Annotated in this window: 18 protein-coding genes and 1 pseudogene; 11 read left to right on the forward strand and 8 right to left on the reverse strand. The window is 72.7% G+C overall.

Features of this window, described 5'->3' with window-relative positions:
* Window positions 1-8: 8 nt before the first annotated feature.
* The 4 genes from ACZ68P_RS16845 to ACZ68P_RS16860 all read right to left on the reverse strand — a co-directional run bounded on the left by ACZ68P_RS16845 (window position 9) and on the right by ACZ68P_RS16860 (window position 4,521).
* On the reverse strand, window positions 9-701 hold the full coding sequence (locus ACZ68P_RS16845) for a demethylmenaquinone methyltransferase (protein WP_471006741.1): 693 nt from the start codon (window positions 699-701) through the stop codon (window positions 9-11).
* Window positions 702-769: 68 nt separating this feature from the next.
* Window positions 770-1,378: a hypothetical protein gene (locus ACZ68P_RS16850; protein WP_471006744.1), complete on the reverse strand. Its 609-nt coding sequence runs from the start codon at window positions 1,376-1,378 to the stop codon at window positions 770-772.
* A 7-nt stretch (window positions 1,379-1,385) separates the two neighbouring features.
* Complete coding sequence (mqnC, locus tag ACZ68P_RS16855; protein WP_471006745.1) at window positions 1,386-2,585, reverse strand: cyclic dehypoxanthinyl futalosine synthase; 1,200 nt, start codon at window positions 2,583-2,585, stop codon at window positions 1,386-1,388.
* Between the two features lie 112 nt (window positions 2,586-2,697).
* Window positions 2,698-4,521, reverse strand: coding sequence for a serine/threonine-protein kinase (locus ACZ68P_RS16860; protein ID WP_471006748.1), 1,824 nt, complete (start codon window positions 4,519-4,521; stop codon window positions 2,698-2,700).
* Window positions 4,522-4,660: 139 nt separating this feature from the next.
* On the opposite strand from ACZ68P_RS16860, the pseudogene ACZ68P_RS16865 reads away from it, so the two are divergent.
* Window positions 4,661-5,729: pseudogene (locus ACZ68P_RS16865) on the forward strand (alpha/beta hydrolase).
* 87 nt (window positions 5,730-5,816) lie between these two features.
* Here the strand turns inward: ACZ68P_RS16865 and ACZ68P_RS16870 are convergent.
* Complete coding sequence (locus ACZ68P_RS16870; protein ID WP_471006751.1) at window positions 5,817-6,683, reverse strand: menaquinone biosynthetic enzyme MqnA/MqnD family protein; 867 nt, start codon at window positions 6,681-6,683, stop codon at window positions 5,817-5,819.
* A gap of 272 nt (window positions 6,684-6,955) precedes the next feature.
* Here ACZ68P_RS16870 and ACZ68P_RS16875 point away from each other — a divergent pair, with 272 nt between their 5' ends.
* The 3 genes from ACZ68P_RS16875 (at window position 6,956) to ACZ68P_RS16885 (ending at window position 8,397) form a co-directional block, all read left to right on the forward strand.
* The gene (locus tag ACZ68P_RS16875) at window positions 6,956-7,159 is read left to right on the forward strand and encodes a cold-shock protein (RefSeq protein WP_008738468.1); all 204 of its coding nucleotides are present in this window, start codon (window positions 6,956-6,958) and stop codon (window positions 7,157-7,159) included.
* Window positions 7,160-7,298: 139 nt separating this feature from the next.
* Window positions 7,299-7,721 carry a DnaJ family domain-containing protein gene (locus tag ACZ68P_RS16880; protein ID WP_471006754.1) on the forward strand — a complete coding sequence of 141 codons (423 nt, stop codon included), beginning with the start codon at window positions 7,299-7,301 and terminating at the stop codon, window positions 7,719-7,721.
* A 163-nt stretch (window positions 7,722-7,884) separates the two neighbouring features.
* Window positions 7,885-8,397 (forward strand): mycothiol transferase, encoded by a 513-nt coding sequence (locus ACZ68P_RS16885; RefSeq protein WP_471006756.1) that lies wholly within the window; start codon window positions 7,885-7,887, stop codon window positions 8,395-8,397.
* Between the two features lie 15 nt (window positions 8,398-8,412).
* Here ACZ68P_RS16885 and ACZ68P_RS16890 read toward each other — a convergent pair whose 3' ends face one another.
* Complete coding sequence (locus tag ACZ68P_RS16890) at window positions 8,413-8,847, reverse strand: ATP-binding protein (protein ID WP_471006758.1); 435 nt, start codon at window positions 8,845-8,847, stop codon at window positions 8,413-8,415.
* Between the two features lie 91 nt (window positions 8,848-8,938).
* Here ACZ68P_RS16890 and ACZ68P_RS16895 point away from each other — a divergent pair, with 91 nt between their 5' ends.
* Together ACZ68P_RS16895 and ACZ68P_RS16900 are read left to right on the forward strand one after the other, a co-directional pair.
* Window positions 8,939-9,802 (forward strand): helix-turn-helix domain-containing protein, encoded by an 864-nt coding sequence (locus tag ACZ68P_RS16895; RefSeq protein ID WP_471006760.1) that lies wholly within the window; start codon window positions 8,939-8,941, stop codon window positions 9,800-9,802.
* Window positions 9,799-10,044, forward strand: coding sequence for a DUF397 domain-containing protein (locus tag ACZ68P_RS16900; protein WP_471006763.1), 246 nt, complete (start codon window positions 9,799-9,801; stop codon window positions 10,042-10,044). The genes ACZ68P_RS16895 and ACZ68P_RS16900 overlap by 4 nt, the downstream gene beginning before the upstream one ends.
* Here the strand turns inward: ACZ68P_RS16900 and ACZ68P_RS16905 are convergent.
* Both ACZ68P_RS16905 and ACZ68P_RS16910 read right to left on the reverse strand, forming a co-directional pair.
* Complete coding sequence (locus ACZ68P_RS16905) at window positions 9,984-10,460, reverse strand: Zn-ribbon domain-containing OB-fold protein (protein ID WP_471006765.1); 477 nt, start codon at window positions 10,458-10,460, stop codon at window positions 9,984-9,986. The two genes, ACZ68P_RS16900 and ACZ68P_RS16905, sit on opposite strands and share 61 nt — an antisense overlap.
* Window positions 10,457-10,909: a DoxX family membrane protein gene (locus ACZ68P_RS16910; protein ID WP_471006766.1), complete on the reverse strand. Its 453-nt coding sequence runs from the start codon at window positions 10,907-10,909 to the stop codon at window positions 10,457-10,459. Before ACZ68P_RS16910 ends, ACZ68P_RS16905 begins: the two co-directional genes overlap by 4 nt.
* A 156-nt stretch (window positions 10,910-11,065) precedes the next feature.
* On the opposite strand from ACZ68P_RS16910, the gene ACZ68P_RS16915 reads away from it, so the two are divergent.
* From ACZ68P_RS16915 to ACZ68P_RS16935, 5 genes are all read left to right on the forward strand, one after another.
* Complete coding sequence (locus tag ACZ68P_RS16915) at window positions 11,066-12,229, forward strand: flavin-containing monooxygenase (protein WP_471006768.1); 1,164 nt, start codon at window positions 11,066-11,068, stop codon at window positions 12,227-12,229.
* Window positions 12,230-12,348: 119 nt separating this feature from the next.
* A complete protein-coding gene (locus tag ACZ68P_RS16920; RefSeq protein WP_471006770.1) occupies window positions 12,349-14,601 on the forward strand; it encodes an acetate--CoA ligase family protein in 2,253 nt (750 codons plus the stop codon).
* Between the two features lie 17 nt (window positions 14,602-14,618).
* Entirely contained in the window at window positions 14,619-15,392 is a 774-nt protein-coding gene (locus tag ACZ68P_RS16925) for an enoyl-CoA hydratase/isomerase family protein (protein WP_471007151.1), read from the forward strand.
* An 82-nt stretch (window positions 15,393-15,474) separates the two neighbouring features.
* Window positions 15,475-16,626 carry a hypothetical protein gene (locus ACZ68P_RS16930; RefSeq protein WP_471006772.1) on the forward strand — a complete coding sequence of 384 codons (1,152 nt, stop codon included), beginning with the start codon at window positions 15,475-15,477 and terminating at the stop codon, window positions 16,624-16,626.
* 90 nt (window positions 16,627-16,716) lie between these two features.
* Window positions 16,717-17,298 carry a flavin reductase family protein gene (locus tag ACZ68P_RS16935; RefSeq protein ID WP_471007153.1) on the forward strand — a complete coding sequence of 194 codons (582 nt, stop codon included), beginning with the start codon at window positions 16,717-16,719 and terminating at the stop codon, window positions 17,296-17,298.
* Window positions 17,299-17,325: the final 27 nt, after the last annotated feature.

Genomic DNA, 17,325 nt, shown 5'->3' on the forward strand with positions numbered 1-17,325 from the left:
GCGGGGTGTTACGGCTTGAAGCCCCGGTGCATGGCCACGATGCCGCCCGAGAGGTTCCGCCAGGCGACCTTCGACCAGCCGGACTTCTGCAGGAGCCCCGCGAGGGTCGGCTGGTCCGGCCAGGACTGGATGGACTCGGCGAGGTACACGTACGCGTCGGGGTTGGAGGACACCGCGCGGGCCACCGGCGGCAGCGCGCGCATCAGGTACTCCTCGTACACCGTGCGGAAGGGCGCCCAGGTCGGGTGCGAGAACTCGCAGATCACGACCCGGCCGCCCGGCTTCGTCACCCGGTACAGCTCGCGGAGCGCCGCCTCGGTGTCCTGGATGTTGCGCAGGCCGAAGGAGATCGTCACCGCGTCGAAGACGTCGTCGCGGAAGGGGAGCCGCGTCCCGTCACCGGCCGTCAGCGGCAGCCAGCCGTGGCGCTTCTTGCCCTCCCGGAGCATGCCAAGCGAGAAGTCGCAGGGCACGACGAAGGCGCCGGTCGCGGCGAACGGCAGGGACGACGTGCCGGTCCCGGCGGCCAGGTCGAGGATCCTCTGCGCGGGCCGGGCGTCGACCGCCTTGGCGACCTCCTTGCGCCAGCGCCGGTCCTGACCGAGCGAGAGCACGTCGTTGGTCAGGTCGTAGTTCGCCGCCACGTCGTCGAACATCGAGGCGACTTCGTGCGGCTGCTTGTCCAGGGAGGCTCGGGTCACGTTCCCATTCAAGCAGCCCGCCCCCGGCCCTCACGCGGTGGCCCGCGGGGGCTTCGCGGGGACGTCCCTCAGCGGCGCCGGAAGACGAGCCGGCCGTCGAGGACGGTGGCGACGCAGGTGGCCGCGCCCCGGCGGGCGAGCTCCGGCTCCGACGGGACGTCGAAGACGGCGAACCGCGCCGGGCCGCCCTCGCGCGGCGGGTGCAGGTGGACCGGGGGGCCGCCCGTCGCGTACGGGTCGAGGGACGGAACGCCGTCGGGCCGCGCGGCCCGCCCCGCCAGGATCAGCCCCGAGCGGCGCACCGCGTCGACGACGGACGGCCGGGACAGCTGTCCCGCCACGGCCACCGTCCCGTGCGCCAGCATCCGCTGGAGGCCGCGCCGGGCGCTGGCGCCCCAGCGGGCCTCGTCCATCTCCAGCCGGTCGAGCGCCGCGCCGGTGAGCGGCTCGGTGCCGAGCTCGGCGGCCTCCCGCGGGTCCGGGTGGTAGCTCTGCTCCAGGAGCTCCGGACCGTAGGGGTTGAGCAGCGGCGGGGTGAGGACGCCCGGCCAGCGGCGCACCCGCGCCGACGGGTACGCGGCGGCCAGCTCGTCGAGGCCGCCCACGGCGAGCAGGGACCGCCCCTCGACCACGACCGTGACGTCCGGCGACGCCTCGGCCGTGTGGATGGTCGGCACGGACGCGTCAGTTGGCGTCGAGGAGCTTCAGCTCCGGGTGCGCCGTGCCGCCCTCGATCGCGATGGACGAGATGTGCGAGACGACCCGCTCGTCGACCGGGTCGTTCGCCGGGTCGTCGTGGACGACGAGGTGCTCGTACGTGGTCGCGCGCTGCGCCGGGACGCGGCCCGCCTTGCGGATCAGGTCGATGATCTCCATGCGGTTGGAGCGGTGCTTGGCGCCGGCCGAGGAGACGACGTTCTCCTCCAGCATGATCGAGCCCAGGTCGTCCGCGCCGTAGTGCAGCGACAGCTGGCCCGCCTCCTTGCCCACCGTCAGCCAGGAGCCCTGGATGTGGGCGATGTTGTCCATGAAGAGCCGGGCGATCGCGATCATCCGCAGGTACTCGAAGATCGTCGCCTGGGTGCGGCCCTTGAGGTGGTTGTTCTCGGGCTGGTACGTGTACGGGATGAAGGCCCGGAAGCCGCCCGTCCGGTCCTGCACGTCCCGGATCATCCGCAGGTGCTCGATCCGCTCGGCGTTCGTCTCGCCGGTGCCCATCAGCATCGTGGAGGTGGACTCCACGCCGAGGCCGTGGGCGATCTCCATGATCTCCAGCCACCGCTCGCCGCTCTCCTTGAGCGGGGCGATCGCCTTGCGGGGCCGGGCCGGGAGCAGCTCGGCGCCCGCGCCGGCGAAGGAGTCGAGGCCGGCGGCGTGGATGCGCTGGACGGCCTCCTCCACCGACACCTTGGAGATGCGGGCCATGTGCTCGACCTCGGACGCGCCGAGGGAGTGGATGACCAGCTGCGGGAACGCCTTCTTGATGGCGGAGAAGTGCTCCTCGTAGTACTCGACGCCGTAGTCCGGGTGGTGCCCGCCCTGGAACATGATCTGGGTGCCGCCGAGTTCGACGGTCTCCGCGCAGCGGCGCAGGATGTCGTCGAGGTCGCGGGTCCAGCCCTTCGCCTTGTCCTTGGGCGCGGCGTAGAAGGCACAGAACTTGCACGCCGTGACGCACACGTTCGTGTAGTTGATGTTCCGCTCGATGATGTACGTCGCGATGTGCTCCGTACCGGCGTACCGGCGGCGGCGCACCGCGTCGGCGGCCGCGCCGAGCGCGTGCAGCGGCGCGGAGCGGTACAGGTCGAGCGCCTCTTCGGGGGTGATCCGGCCACCCTCTGCGGCGCGGTCGAGGACGGACTGAAGGTCGGCCTTCTCGGTCACCGGGTGGTCCCTTTCGGAGGGTGCGATCTGACGGCGTGACGCCGTGGCGCCTCGGTCGCGTGGGTGCTGGGAGGCGGGGCGGGCGGACCGAACCAGCCTACGCCAGCGTCTCTCAGCGCTTGTGCAGGGTGCCGGTCGGGCGGCCCGCCGCCTCCTCGTCGGAGCGGTAGGCGAGGGTGCCGTCCGCGCCGAGGGTGAGGGTGAACGACGAGGTGCCTCCGGTGCACAGGCCCGCGGTGCCGGGGCGGTCCGGGTCGGTGCGGTCGGCGACGCGCAGTTCGGTGGCGGAGGCGGAGGTGAGCCGCCCGATGCCGTGGCACCGCACGGTGGTCCCGAGGACGCTGATGACGTGGCTGGTGCGGACGACGTCCTCGCCGGTCCGGCCCTGGGTGACGACGGCGGTGAAGTCGCCGTGCGGGGAGCCGTTGCGCTCGGTGGTGGGGCCGGTCCAGGTGCCGAGGAAGGCGGTGGGCACGGAGCCGGCGGGCGGCGCGGTGGCGGCCGGCGGCCTGGAGGGGGTCGCGTCCGTCCCGTCGGCGCCGGCGTCGCGGTCGCCGCCCGGCATCAGATCGAGGAGGTAGCCGGCCCCGAGGGTGACGGCGGCGAGTGCCGCGGTGACGGTGAGGGCGACGGTGCAGCCGACGCGGCGGCCTGCGGCGAGGGAGAGCGACAGCTTCCGCACGCCGGCCGGCCCGGCTCCCGTGTCCTCGTCGGGCGTACGGGTACGGGGGCGGGGCACGCCGGTCACGGTGTCCGGTCCGGAAGCGGGGGCGGCGGGGTGGGACGTGGCACCGCCGGGGCCGGCCTCCGTGGTGCCGGGGCCGGGCCAGAGGGCGTGCGGCGGTTCCACCGGCGGGCCGAAGGCGCCGGCGGGGGACACCGAGGGCGCGGTGAAGGGGACGGGTCCCGAGGCGTGCGGGTCGGACGGGCCGTCCGTACCGGCGCCGACGGGGAAGGGGACGGGCCCCGCGCCGACCGGGAAGGGGGCGGGCCCCGGTGAGTGCGGGGCCGGGTCCGCACCCGGCCCCGTGGCGGCCGTGCCCGCGTCGAGTTCCAGGAGGCGGACCGCCGTGCGGCTCACCTCCTCGACGAGGGGGCCGGGGAGCCAGCCGGTCGCCACCAGGCCCGCCGGACCGGCCGGGGCGAGCCGGGCCGCGACGGCGGCCGGGGCGGGGCGGGACGCCGGGTCCTTGGCGAGGCAGCCGGCCACCAGCTCCCGCAGCTCTCCGGAGAGCGCGCCCAGTTCGGGTTCCTCGTGGACGACCTTGTAGAGCAGGGTGGCGGAGGAGTCGCCGGGGAAGGGCGGGGCGCCGGCCGCCGCGTAGGCGAGGACCGCCCCGAGCGAGAAGACGTCGGAGGCGCCGGTCGTCCCCTGGCCGAGGATCTGCTCGGGCGCCATGTAGCCCGGCGAGCCGATGGAGACGCCCGTCGCGGTGAGCGAGGCCGTGCCGTCCGAGGCGCGGGCGATGCCGAAGTCGATGAGCCGGGGCCCGTCGAGGGTGAGGAGCACGTTGGACGGCTTCACGTCGCGGTGGACGAGCCGCAGCGCGTGCACGCCCGCCAGCGCCTCGGCGAGGCCGGCGCCCAGGGTCCGTACCGTGTGCTCCGGCAGCGGGCCGAGGGTCTCGACGGCCCGGGCGAGCGTCGGCCCGGCGACGTATCCGGTCGCCACCCAGGGCACGGGTGCCTCCGCGTCGGCGTCGAGGACCGGGGCGGTCCACCGTCCGCCCACCAGCCGGGCCGCCTCCACCTCGCGCCGGAACCGGGCCCGGAACTGCTCGTCGAGGGCGAAGTGCGGGTGCACGATCTTCACGGCGACGGTCCTGCCGCCTTCGTTGCGGGCGAGGTAGACGCGCCCCATACCGCCGGAACCGAGTCTTCCGAGGATGCGGTAGCCGCCGATGGTCCTCGGTTCCCCTGCTTCGAGCGGCTGCATGTCTCCCCTTCTAGCAGCGCGAAGGCCCCCGTGGGCCGGATCACGGCGATTCGAAACGGTATCGAGCCAACCGATCGCCCCTCCCGTCCCTCCTCCCTTGCGTCATCACCGTCGTGTCGACACGCACCGGAGCCGCACCATGAATCGCCAGCCGACGCGTCCGCCGAAGCGCCTGCCCAGGATCGCCGCCGCCGCCCTCGCCCTCGGCTGCGCGGCCGTTCTGGTCACCGGCTGTTCCGACGAGGGCGACCCGGTCAGCTTCGACACCCCCCGTTCGACGGCGCAGGCGCGCACCCCGGACCATCCCCCGAAGGCACAGGGAAAGCCCGGGCCGAAGGTCCCCGAGACGCTTCTGCCCACCGGCCCGAAGGCGAGCTTCACCACCGCCAACACCCTGGAGGACGGCACCAGGATCGGGGTCACCACCCTGCGGGGCGGGAAGTCCGGTTTCACGGGCAAGGTGTGGGTGTGGGCTCCGAAGCAGTATTTCGACCCGCAGTACGCGGACAGCGGCTTCCCGGTCCTCGTGGCCCTTCCCGGGAGGGAACGGCTATCCGACGAATTACTGGATGGGGACGGACCTCAAACTCCAGTCGAGCATCAGCGCGTGGTCGCGGACCGGAAAGAGCCTTCCGTTCATCGTCGTGATGCCGGTCCTCAACCCGGACGACACGTACTACTACGACGGCAGCGATATTCCGGGGCAGCCCCGAATGGGCACCTGGCTGACCGAGGACGTGCCCGATTTCGTCCGCGCCAATTTCCGCACGTTCGCGTCCCGGGACGGCTGGGCGTTCATGGGCTCGTCGTCGGGCGGCTTCGTCGGGCTGAAATCCGTTCTCCGGCACCCGGAGAAGTTCAAGGCCGTGATCGCGTCCGGTCCCGACACCGTCCCGGACTCGCCGCTGTGGGCCGGCCACGAGGCCGAGCGGCAGGCGAACAATCCGGAAAGGCTCGCCAAGGCGCTCGGCGCGAAGCCGGACACCCGGGCGAACGAGGTGTACCTGGCGTTCCAGATCGGCACCGAGGAATCCGGCATGGCCCGGATCAAGGCGTTCATGAAGAGCTACACCAAGGGGCCGGTGAAGACCCGCCTCCAGGTCATCCAGGGAGGCGGGCACAACGCCAAGAGCTATGTGCGCGGCATGGGGGACGGCTCGATCGCCTGGATCAGCCGGCACATGCAGGGTCCCGTCGCCGCGCCGTAGCGGAACCGGGACCGGGGCCCACGGCGGGAAGCGACCGATGGCCTCCCGCGCGGGAAGCTCCGGGGGCCTCCCGCGGGCCGGGCGCGATCACCGGGCGCCGAGCAGCTCCACCCGGACGTCGGGGGGGAAGCCGGTCGTCGGGCCGGTCCTGCGGGCGAACTCGCGGACGCCCGCCAGCTGCTCAGGACCGAACCGGAAGTCCAGCGTCCGGAAGTACCGCTCCAGCAGCGTCGCGTCGAAGGACTCCCAGCGTGCGGCCTGCTCGGCCACCTTCGCGACCTCCACCAGAGAGAGATCGCGCGAGGCCAGGAACGCCTCGTGCACCTCGCGGACCGTCTCCGGCTCCCGGGCGAGGAAGTCCTTGCGCGCCGCCCACACCGCGAAGACGAACGGCAGCTCCGTCCACTCCTTCCACATCAGCCCCAGGTCGTGGACCTGGAGGCCCAGGCGCGGAGCGTCGTGCAGCGAGGCCCGCAGGGCGGCGTCACCGATCAGGACGGCGGCGTCCGCCTCCTGCATCATCAGCCCGAGATCGGGCGGGCACGTGTAGTACTCCGGCCGGACGCCGTACCGCTCGGCGAGCAGCAGCTGCGCCAGGCGTACGGAGGTGCGGGAGGTGGAACCGAGCGCGACCCGCGCTCCGTCCAGCCGCTCCAGCGGGAGCTGGGAGACGATCACGCAGGACATCACGGGGCCGTCGCATCCCACGGCGATGTCCGGCAGGGCGACGAGGTCGTCGGCGTTGCGGAGGTACTCGACGAGCGTGATCGGCCCGATGTCGAGATCGCCCCGCACCAGACGCTCACTGAGCTTCTCCGGGGTGTCCTTCGTGAGCTCCAGGTCGAGGAGCGTTCCGGTGCGCGCGAGGCCCCAGTAGAGGGGCAGGCAGTTCAGGAACTGGATGTGCCCGACGCGGGGCCGGCTGCGCTGGTGGTCATCGGTTGCTTTGTCCACAACGCGAGGCTAGACCCGTCTCGTACGGTGGACATCGCCGGGGGCCCGACGGCGGCGCGCCAGCCCGTCGGAGGCGTGATTCAAACGTGCGAGTGACGTGATCTTTCCCTCTAGTGCGCACCGCACCCTGCGTGCTAGGCTCGTCCGCAAGTTGCAGTTTGGTTTCCCTTGCAGTACAGAGCCTGCGGAGCATGTGACCCGCAGGCTTTTGTAGTTTTCAGACTTCTTTGCAGGTTCTGGAGCAGGGCAACCCTTTGGCCCAAGGAGGGCTTATGGCTACCGGAACCGTCAAGTGGTTCAACGCTGAAAAGGGCTTCGGCTTCATCGCCCAGGACGGCGGCGGCCCGGATGTCTTCGTCCACTACTCCGCGATCAACGCGTCTGGCTTCCGCTCCCTCGAGGAGAACCAGCTCGTGAACTTCGACGTCACGCAGGGTCCGAAGGGCCCGCAGGCGGAGAACGTCACCCCGGCCTAAGTTGCCCGGGTCGGCGATCGCGCACGGCTAGAGAAGTACCCAAGGAGCCCTGCTCCGTGTCTTCGGGCACGAAGCGGGGCTCCTGCCTTTTCCCTCCCGCCCCTCCCCGTCGCCCCACCGGGCTTCGTACGCTGGAGCCATGACCGAACGCAAACCCCCCGGCGTCAGCTTCGAGTCATTCGTGGACAAGCAGATCCGCGAGGCGGCGGAGCGGGGCGAGTTCCAGCGCCTGGCCGGCTTCGGACGGCCGCTGGACGACGACCGCGCGCCGTACGACGAGCTGTGGTGGATCAAGGGCAAGCTGCACCGCGAGGGCGGCTCCGTCCTCCCGCCCTCCCTCGCCTTGCGCAAGGAGGCAGAGGACGCGGTGGAGGCCGTCGGCCGGGCCGTCTCCGAGTCCCAGGTCCGCCGGATCCTCCACGAGATCAACAAGAAGATCGCCGAGGCGCTGAAGCGTCCCCCGGCGGGCCCTCCCCTGAACCTGAAGCCGTTCGACGTCGACGCGATGATCGAGGAGTGGCGGGAGGGCCGGCCTGACGGGCCGGCTCCGAGGAGCGCCTGACCGGCACGGCGCCCCCCTCCCCCGCCCAGGTGAAACTCGCCCGCCCCGACGCCGTCCCCGGCCGTTCGGCACGGGAGCGGCGCCTCTTCGGTGGCCCACTGGGAAGAGAACACAGCGGCGGCCCGGCCGGGCCGCGCGCGCCCACCGCGGAGGAGTGACCCAGATGAAGAGTGCGGACCTGCTGCTGGACCTGTTCGAGCGGGTGAGGGAAGCCGTGCACGGGGCCGTCGAGGGGCTGTCGGAGGAGGAGCTCGCGACCCGCGTCGACGAGGACGCGAACTCCATCGCCTGGCTCGTCTGGCACCTGACCCGCATCCAGGACGACCACATCGCCGGTGTCTTCGACACCGAGCAGGTGTGGACCGAGGACGACTGGCAGTCCCGCTTCGGCCTCCCCTTCGGCAAGAACGCGACCGGCTACGGCCACTCCAGCAAGGAGGTCGGCCAGGTCCGCGCCTCGGCGGACCTGCTGCTCGGCTACTACGACGCCGTGCACGCGCGCACCCTGGAGCACGTCCGGTCCGTGTCCGACGCCGACCTCGACCGCGTGGTGGACGACTCCTGGGACCCGCCGGTCACCCTGGGCGTCCGCCTGGTCAGCGTGGTGGCGGAGGACAACCAGCACGCGGGCCAGGCGGCGTACGTACGGGGCGTGGTGGAGCGCCGGGCCACGTGAGCGGCTCCGCGCCGGTCACCGCGGGCCCCCGCCGCCGTGGCCGGCGAGGGCGACGACGGCCCAGACCGTCTTGCCGACGCAGCGGCTCCTGACACCCCAGGCGCCGGCGAGGGCCGAGACCAGCAGCAGCCCGTAGCCCCCTTCGTCCGGTACGGAGACGGGCTCGGGCTCCCGCTCGGCACGGGCGTCGGACACCTCGACGCGCACGTGGTCCCCGGCGAGGACCAGCCGCACCTCGAAGTCACGGCCGGGCACGCGGCCGTGGGTGACGGCGTTGGCGGCCAGCTCGGCGACGACGAGCTCCACGGCGTCGGTGGCGGTGACGCCCCAGTCCCGGAGCTGCTGCACGGCGAGGAGCCGGGCGAGACGGGCGCCACGGCGGGTGGCCGACAGACGCTGTGCGAACTCGGCGGGGTGCTCACCGGCCGGAGTGGCGATTTCGGACTTCATGCCCCCGAGCCTGGCCCGGTGGCCCTACGCTGACCAGCAGCGACGCCACGACGCTGAGTAACTGTACGGGTACGCCAAGAAGGCGGTACGCATGTCGGGGAACGAGGAGGAGCGGCCGGAACGGCCCTCCGAAATCGACGGTACGGCGCACTTGTTCCGTGCGCTCGGAAAGATCGTCAAGGCCCTGCGCAAGAACGCGGGCATGAGCCAGGCGGAACTGGCGGACGCCACGCACTGCAGCGAGGACCTCGTCTCGTCGGTCGAGCGCGGGGTACGGACGCCCCAGCCCGACTTCCTCCTCCGGGCGGACCACGCGCTGGGAGCCCGGGGCGTCCTGACGGCGGCGGTCGACGACGTCCGCGAGGCGCTGGCGCGGTCACGGACGCGGCACCCGGACTGGTTCCGGGACTTCGCGAAGGCGGAGGCGGAGGCGGTGGCGTTGCACTATTACGCCGTGCAGGCCGTGCCGGGGATTCTGCAAACGGAGGCGTACGCGCGGTCGCTCTTCGCCCACCGCCGGCCGATGCTGGATGAGGAGACCGTCGAGAAGCGAGTGGCCGACCGTCTGGCCCGGCAGGTCATCCTCGACACGTGGCCCGCGCCGACGATGAGCTTCGTCCTGGAGGCAGCGGTACTCCTCCGCCCCTTCGGCGGGCCGGACGTCCATCGGGAGCAATTGCACCGCATCAGGAACGTGGCCATGCGGCGTACGATCGACCTCCAGGTGATGCCGCAGGACCGGCACGAACACCCCTACCTGGACGGCGCCTTCACGTTGCTGACCCCCCGGGGGCGGCGGGAGGTGGCGTACACCGAGATCTACGGACACGCGCGGCTGATCACCGCCCCGGAAGAGACGCGCACCTACGCCGAGCGCTATGGGATCATCCGGGCGCAGGCACTCACGCCCCATGAGTCCCTGGTCTGGATCGAGAAACTGCTGGGAGAGCGATGAACACCGCGGAACTGGCCTGGTTCAAGAGCAGCTACAGCAGCGCCGAAGGCGGCGAGTGCATCGAGGTCGCCTACGACTGGCGCAAGTCCACCTACAGCGGTGGCGAGGGCGGAGAGTGCGTCGAGGTCGCCGCCCACCCCACCACCGTCCATGTCCGCGACTCCAAGAACCCCGACGGCCCTCAGCTCGCCGTCGCCCCCTCCGCCTGGGCGGCGTTCGTGGTCGTCGCCTCTGCCGTGTAACCGCCGACTTCGCGAGCCCGTCGGCTCCGGCGGAACACCGGCACCGTGAACTCCCCCTCCGCCCGGAAGCCGAGCTCCAGCTCCATGCCGATGCCGAGGTCGGCCTCCGGGACGTCCACGACCTCCGTCATCATGCGGGGGCCCTCGGCGAGGTCCACCACCGCGGCGACGTACGGGACCCGTTCGCCGAACGGCGGGAGGTCGTTGCGGTGGACGACCGACCAGGTGTGGAGCGTGGCCCGGCCGCTCGCGGGCTCCCACTCCACGTCCTCGCTCCAGCAGTGCGGGCAGAACTCGCGCGGGTAGTGGTGGGCCCGGCCGCAGGAGGCGCACCGGCGCAGCAGGAGGCGCCCGTCGGCGGCCGCTTCCCAGTAGGCGCGGGTGAAGGGGTCGGGTTCCGGGGTGGCGGCGGTCATCGGAAGAGTCCGATCGCGTGGTCGAGCGAGACGGTCTGCCACGACATGGCGAAGAGGGCGACGAGGGAGATCAGCGCCATCATCGCGTTCTGTCCCTGCTCGGCCCAGTCGTGGATCATCAGGACCAGGTAGAGGAGATTCAGGAGCAGGCCGCCCACCAACGCGACGGGTGTCAGGAATCCGAGGACGAGACCGAGGCCCACGGCGAGTTCGGCGTACACGACGACGTACGCCATGACCTTCGGACGCGGGGCGACGATCCGGTCGAAGCCCGTGCGCACGGCGCGCCAGCGGTGCTCGGCCGCGACGTCCGCGGCCCAGGCGATGCCCGTGCCGCGCTCGAACCACGCCTTCCTGTCCTTGTGGCGCCAGCTCTCCAGCCACCACAGGCCGAGGCCGATCCGGAGGACAGCGAGCCATTCCGCGCCGGTGAGCCAGATGGTCTGCATCGCTTCCGGTCCCTCCCGAACGGCTTATCTGACGGCACGTCAGTTCAGCGGACTTCACACCGTCCGCGCAAGCCCCTTGCACGCGTGACCGTTTCGCAACCGAACCCCCTCTTGACCGAGACCCAACAAGTGAGCACGTCATTACGCTCAGCGTTCATGGACCACACCCCCCACGACCGCTCGACCGGCCACCCCGTCTACGTCATCGGCGGTGGCCCCGGCGGACTCGCCGTCGCCGCCACCCTGCGCGAGCAGGGCGTACGGGCCGTCGTCCTGGAGAAGTCCGACGCCGTCGGCGCCTCCTGGCGCTCCCACTACGACCGGCTGCGGCTGCACACCACCCGCCGGCTCTCCGCGCTGCCCGGACTCCCCATACCCCGCTCCTTCGGACGGTGGGTCGCCCGCGCGGACGTGGTGCGCTACCTGGAGAAGTACGCCGACGTCCACGCCCTGGAGATCGTGACGGGCGTCGAGGTCTTCCGGGTCGAGCGCGCCGAGGACGGCGAGAGCTGGCTCCTGCACGCGACCGGCGGGCGCCGGCTGACCGGCAGCGCGGTGGTCGTGGCGACCGGCTACAACCACACCCCGCGCCTGCCCGACTGGCCCGGCCTCGACGCCTACACGGGCGACCTCGCGCACGCGAGCGCGTACCGGGACCCGGCCCCCTACGCCGGCCGGGACGTGCTCGTCGTCGGCGCGGGAAACACCGGTGCCGAGATCGCGGCCGACCTCGCCGAGGGGGGCGCGGCGCGGGTGCGGCTCGCGGTGCGCACCGTGCCGCACATCGTGCGCCGCTCCACGGCCGGCTGGCCGGCGCAGCGCACGGGCATCCTGGTGCGGCGGCTGCCGGTGGGCCTGGTGGACCGGATGGGTGCCGTGATGTGCCGGATCTCCGTGCCCGACCTGTCGGAGCGCGGCCTTCCGCGTCCCGACACGGGCCTGTACTCCCGGGTCCGCGAGGGGGCGGTCCCGGTGCAGGACGTCGGCCTGATCGACGCCGTGCGGACCGGGAAGGTGGAGATCGTCGCCGCGGTCGATTCCTTCGACGGTGACGGGGTCGTCCTCGCGGACGGGTCCCGGATCACCCCGGACGCCGTCGTCGCCGCGACCGGCTACCACCGGGGCCTGGAGCCCCTCGTCGGCCACCTGGGGGTGCTCGACGAGCGGGGACGGCCCGTGGCGCGGGGGGCGCGGACGCCGCACGAGGCGCCCGGTCTGTACTTCACGGGCTACACGAACCCGATCAGCGGCATGCTCAGGGAGTTGGCGATCGACGCCAGGAAGATCGCCCGCCGGATCGCCAAGACGGCCGCGCGGTAGGGCCCTGCCCGCCCCGCCCGGGCTCCCTCACACGCTCGTCGGTGCACGACTGTTCCTGACAGGCCGTCAGACTTGTAATCTGACTGTGCGTCAGGTCAGGACGAGGGACGGGCGGAACGATGCTTGGATCGACTCACGGCACCTTCACCACCGATCTCCGCGCCCGCGTGGTCGCCTGCGGGGAGCACGCCGGGACACCCGGCATCGCCGTCCACGGTGTCACCGCCGTGGACGGCGACCGGGACGTCAGCGGACGGCCGCTGCACGCCCCCGTCCCCGATCTCGACCGGTTCTTCCGGCCCCGGTCCGTCGCCGTCGTCGGGGCCTCCGACGCCGAGGGGCGGCCCAACACCGGGATCACCCGGCAGCTCATCGCCTGGGCGGAACGGGTCGGCGCCGATCTGGTGCCCGTGCACCCCACCCGCACGGCCGTCTTCGGGATCCCCTGCGTGCCGTCCGTCGGCGCGCTCGCCGCGACGCTCGCCGAACCCGTCGACCTCGCCGTGCTCCTCGTGGCCGACCCGCTTCCCGTGATCGAGGAGCTGGCGGAGGCGAAGGTGCGGTTCGCGGTCGCGTTCGCGTCCGGCTTCGCCGAGACCGGGCGGGAGGGCGCCGACGCGCAGGAACGGCTCGCCGAGGCCGTACGGCGCTCGGGGATCCGGTTGCTCGGTCCCAACACCAACCTCAACGCCTTCGAGCGCTTCCGCGAGGACCTCGACGGCCCGGCGATCGCGCTGATCACCCAGTCCGGGCACCAGGGCCGGCCGGTCCACACCCTCCAGGAGCTGGGGATACGGCTCTCCCACTGGGCGCCCACCGGCAACGAGGCCGATCTGGAGACCGCCGACTTCATCTCGTACTTCTCCCAGCTGCCCGAGGTCGGGGCCATCGCCTGCTACGTCGAGGGCCTCAAGGACGGGCGCGCCTTCCTGCTCGCCGCCGACCGGGCCGCGCGCCGGGGGGTGCCGGTCGTGGCAGTCAAGGTCGGGCGCACCGAGGCCGGGGCGCGCACGGCCGCCTCGCACACCGGCAAGCTGACCGGCGCGGACCGGGTCGTCGACGCCGCCATGCGCCAGTTCGGGGTGATCCGGGTCGACGGGCTGGACGAGCTCCAGGACACCGCGGCCCTCCTGGCCCGGGCCCGCAAGCCCGTCGCGGACGGGGTCGTCGTCTACTCCATCTCCGGCGGCACCGGGGCGCACTTCTCCGATCTGGCCACGGCCGCCGGGCTGCGGCTGCCGGCCCTGGCGGAGGCGAAGCAGGCCGAGCTGCACCAGTGGATACCGGACTACCTGAACGTGGCGAACCCGGTCGACAACGGCGGCCACCCGGTGGGCGACTGGCGAGGCCGGAAGATCATCGACGCGATCCTGGCGGACCCGTCGGTCGGCGTCCTCGTCTGTCCGATCACCGGGCCCTTCCCGCCGATGAGCGACCGGCTGGCGCGGGACCTGGTGGACGCGGCCGAGGCCACGGACAAGCTGGTGTGCGTGGTGTGGGGCTCGCCGGTGGGGACCGAGGCGGCCTACCGCGAGATCCTCCTCGGCTCGTCGCGCGTCGCCACCTTCCGTACGTTCGGCAACTGCATCGGGGCCGTGAAGGCGTACCTCGACCACCACCGCTTCACCACCGCGTACCGCTCCCCCTTCGACGAGGCCCCGCGCACCCCCTCTCCCTCCTTCCGCAAGGCTCAGGCGCTGATGCGGCCGGGCCGGCGGCTGAGCGAGCACGCGGCGAAGCAGCTGCTGCGGGCGTACGGGATCCGGGTGCCGCGCGAGCAGCTGGTGACCAGCGCCGCGGCGGCGGTCCGGGCCGCCGGGCAGGTCGGCTATCCGGTGGTGATGAAGGCGTCCGGCGCCCAGATCGCCCACAAGACGGAGCTGGGGCTTGTGAAGGTCGGGCTGACCTCGGCGAGCCAGGTCCGGGACGCCTACCGCGAGCTGACCGACATCGCCCGCTACGAGGGCGTCGACCTCGACGGCATCCTGGTGTGCCAGATGGTCGGGCGCGGGGTCGAGATGGTGGTGGGGGTGACCCGGGACCCGCTGTTCGGGCCGACCGTCACGGTCGGTCTGGGCGGGGTCCTGGTCGAGGTGCTGCGGGACACGGCCGTGCGCGTGCCGCCGTTCGGGGAGCGGGAGGCGCGGGACATGCTCGGCGAGCTGCGCGGGCGGGCGCTGCTCGACGGGGTGCGGGGGGCACCGGCGGCGGACGTGGACGCGCTGGTGGAGGTGGTGCTGCGGGTGCAGCGGATGGCGCTCGAACTCGACGGCGATCTCGCCGAACTGGACATCAACCCGCTGATGGTGCTGCCGCGCGGGCAGGGCGCGGTGGCCCTGGACGCGCTCGCGGTGTGCCGGGAGGAGGCGTGACGCGGCGGGAGGAGGTGATGCACCGGGTGGCGCACGGCGTCTCGTGGATCACGCTCAACCGGCCCGAGGCGATGAACGCGGTCACCCGGGACCAGCGGGAGCGGATCATCGCGCTGCTCGGGGACGCCTCCGCCGGCCCGGACGTCCGCGCGGTCGTGCTGACGGCGACCGGGAGGGGGTTCTGCGCGGGCGCGGACCTGCGCGGGGGGCCGGCCGCCGGGGAGCGCGTACCGGGGGATGTGGCGCGGACGATCCGGCAGGGGGCGCAGCGGCTGATCGGGGCCGTACTGGACTGCGAGAAGCCGGTGATCGCGGCGGTGAACGGGACGGCGGCGGGCATCGGGGCGCATCTGGCGTTCGCCTGCGATCTGGTCCTCGCGGCGGAGTCGGCGACGTTCATCGAGGTGTTCGCGCGGAGGGGTCTGGTGCCGGACGGGGGCGGGGCGTACCTGCTGACCCGGCTGATCGGCCCGCAGCGGGCGAAGGAGCTGATGTTCTTCGGCGACGCGGTCCCGGCACACGAGGCGCGGAGCATCGGGCTCGTGAACCGGGTCGTCCCCGCGGAGGAGCTGGAGAAGACGGCGCGGGAGTGGGCCGAACGGCTCGCCCAGGGCCCGACGCGGGCGCTGGCGCTGACCAAGCAGCTGGTGAACGCCTCCCTGGACGGCGACCGGGCGGCGGCCTTCGCGGCGGAGGCGGCCGCGCAGGAGATCAACATGACGACGCGGGACGCGAACGAAGGGGTGTCGAGCTTCGTGGAGCGGCGGCCCGCGCGGTACGAGGGCCGGTAGGCCGTCGCGGTCCGGCCGAGACGTCACCGCCGCGGCCCAGCGGGTTACGTTGTCCCCTCAACGTCCTTTCCACGAGGGGAACATGATGAGCACGTTCGGTACGGGGCCGGTCAGCCGGCGAGGGCTCATACGGCTCGGCGGGGGCGCCGCCGCCGGCCTGGTCCTGGGGGGTGCCACGGCGGCGTCGGCGCAGGCGCGGCCACCGCTGGGGGCCGTGACCGCGGAGGCCGGGGCCCTGGCCCTGCCCGTGTCGCCGGCGTTCGACCTCGGCGACTCCTCGGACGCCCTCTTCATGCACAAGCAGGCGTGGTGTCCGACGGTGATGCAGTGCGCGGGATACGACCACATCAACAAGCACTGGTACGTCGCCCAGGTCATGTACAACCCGGGCGACGGGGTGTCCTACGCGACGCGCAAGCGTGAGGGCGACATCGCCATCACCAAGCTCAGCGCGGACGGTTCGACCAAGCTGGGGCGGATGTACCTGCGCGGGTTCGGGCACGGCGCCCAGATCGGCGTCGAGCCGACGGCGGCGGGCTCGGCTCCGTACATCTGGATCGAGTACGACTCGCAGCCGAACTCGGAGGACACCGGCTTCGGCACGAAGATCTGCCGCATCAAGTACCTGGGCCCGGCCGCCGACCAGCCGCCGCGCAGCTTCCACTGGGACGACGCGGCCGACCGTACGGCGATGAACTTCAAGGACCGCACGCCCGACCCGCTGAAGCTGCCGGGAGCGGGCGCCACGCTGAGCGCGCCGCGGCCGGTCGTCGACATGCAGCACCGCCGGCTCCTCGTCCGCTTCAACCGCAACGGGCAGCTGCAGTGCGCGGTCTGGGACCTGGACACGGCGGTCGCCGCGCCGCTGGGAGCGCCGCTGCACCACTTCGCGGACCTGCCCCGGCCCGTCTACGACGCGCAGGGGTTCTGCCTCTACGGCTCGTACCTGTACATGTACGAGGGCGAGGCGTACGCGGGCGGCGGTCCGACGAACACGGAGGACGTGGGCACCACCCACATCACCCGGGTCGACCTGAACACCGGGGTCTCGGAGCGCGCTCTGACCCGGGCCCTGAAGAGCCTCGTCTTCCGGGAGCCCGAGGGCATCAACATCATGCTCGTCCCCGACGCGGCCCGGCCCGGCGCGTTCCTGCCCCGGCTGGCCTTCGGCTTCGCTTCGGGCGAGTCCGGCGACCGCCGGGTGAACATCGCGTTCAAGGACGCGCTGATCTGACCTGGGGGGGCGCCTCGACCGGGGCGCCCCCGAGGGTTCCCATCTGACGACTCGTCAGTTTCAATGGACGGTGTGATGGGACACGCGGGGATGGCGGCCACCGCCGTCCGGTACCTCAGGTCGGCAGGGACGCCCACGGCCGTCGGGCCCCGCCCCGGGCCACGGCTCCGGGCGGTACGGGACGACGAACGGCTCCCGGTCGATCCGGGAGAGTTCCGGCGCGTGCTGGGCCACTTCGCGAGCGGGGTCACGGTCGTGACGGCCCTCGGCCCCGAAGGGCCGGCCGGCTTCGCCTGCCAGTCCTTCGCCTCGCTGTCCCTGGACCCGCCGCTGATCGCCTTCATGGTCGCCCGCACGTCGACGACCTGGCCGCGGATCGCCCGGGCCGGCGCCTTCTGCGTCAACGTCCTCGGCGCGGACCAGGGCGAGCTGTGCCTGGGCTTCGCGAGGAGCGGCACGGACAAGTTCGCCGGCGTGGCCCACACCCCCGCGCCGGTGACGGGCTCCCCGCGCCTGGCGGGAGCCCCGGCCTGGATCGACTGCGCGATCGCCCAGGTCCACACCGGCGGCGATCACCTGATCGTGGTGGGCCGGGTCGAGGCGCTGGGGGCGGCGGACGAGGGGGCCCCGCTGCTCTTCCACCGGGGGCGGTTCGGACGCTTCACGCCGTGACGGCCCCGTCCCACCGCCGCTCCCCGA

The sequence above is a fragment of the Streptomyces sp. NPDC036822 genome (genome assembly GCF_055609145.1).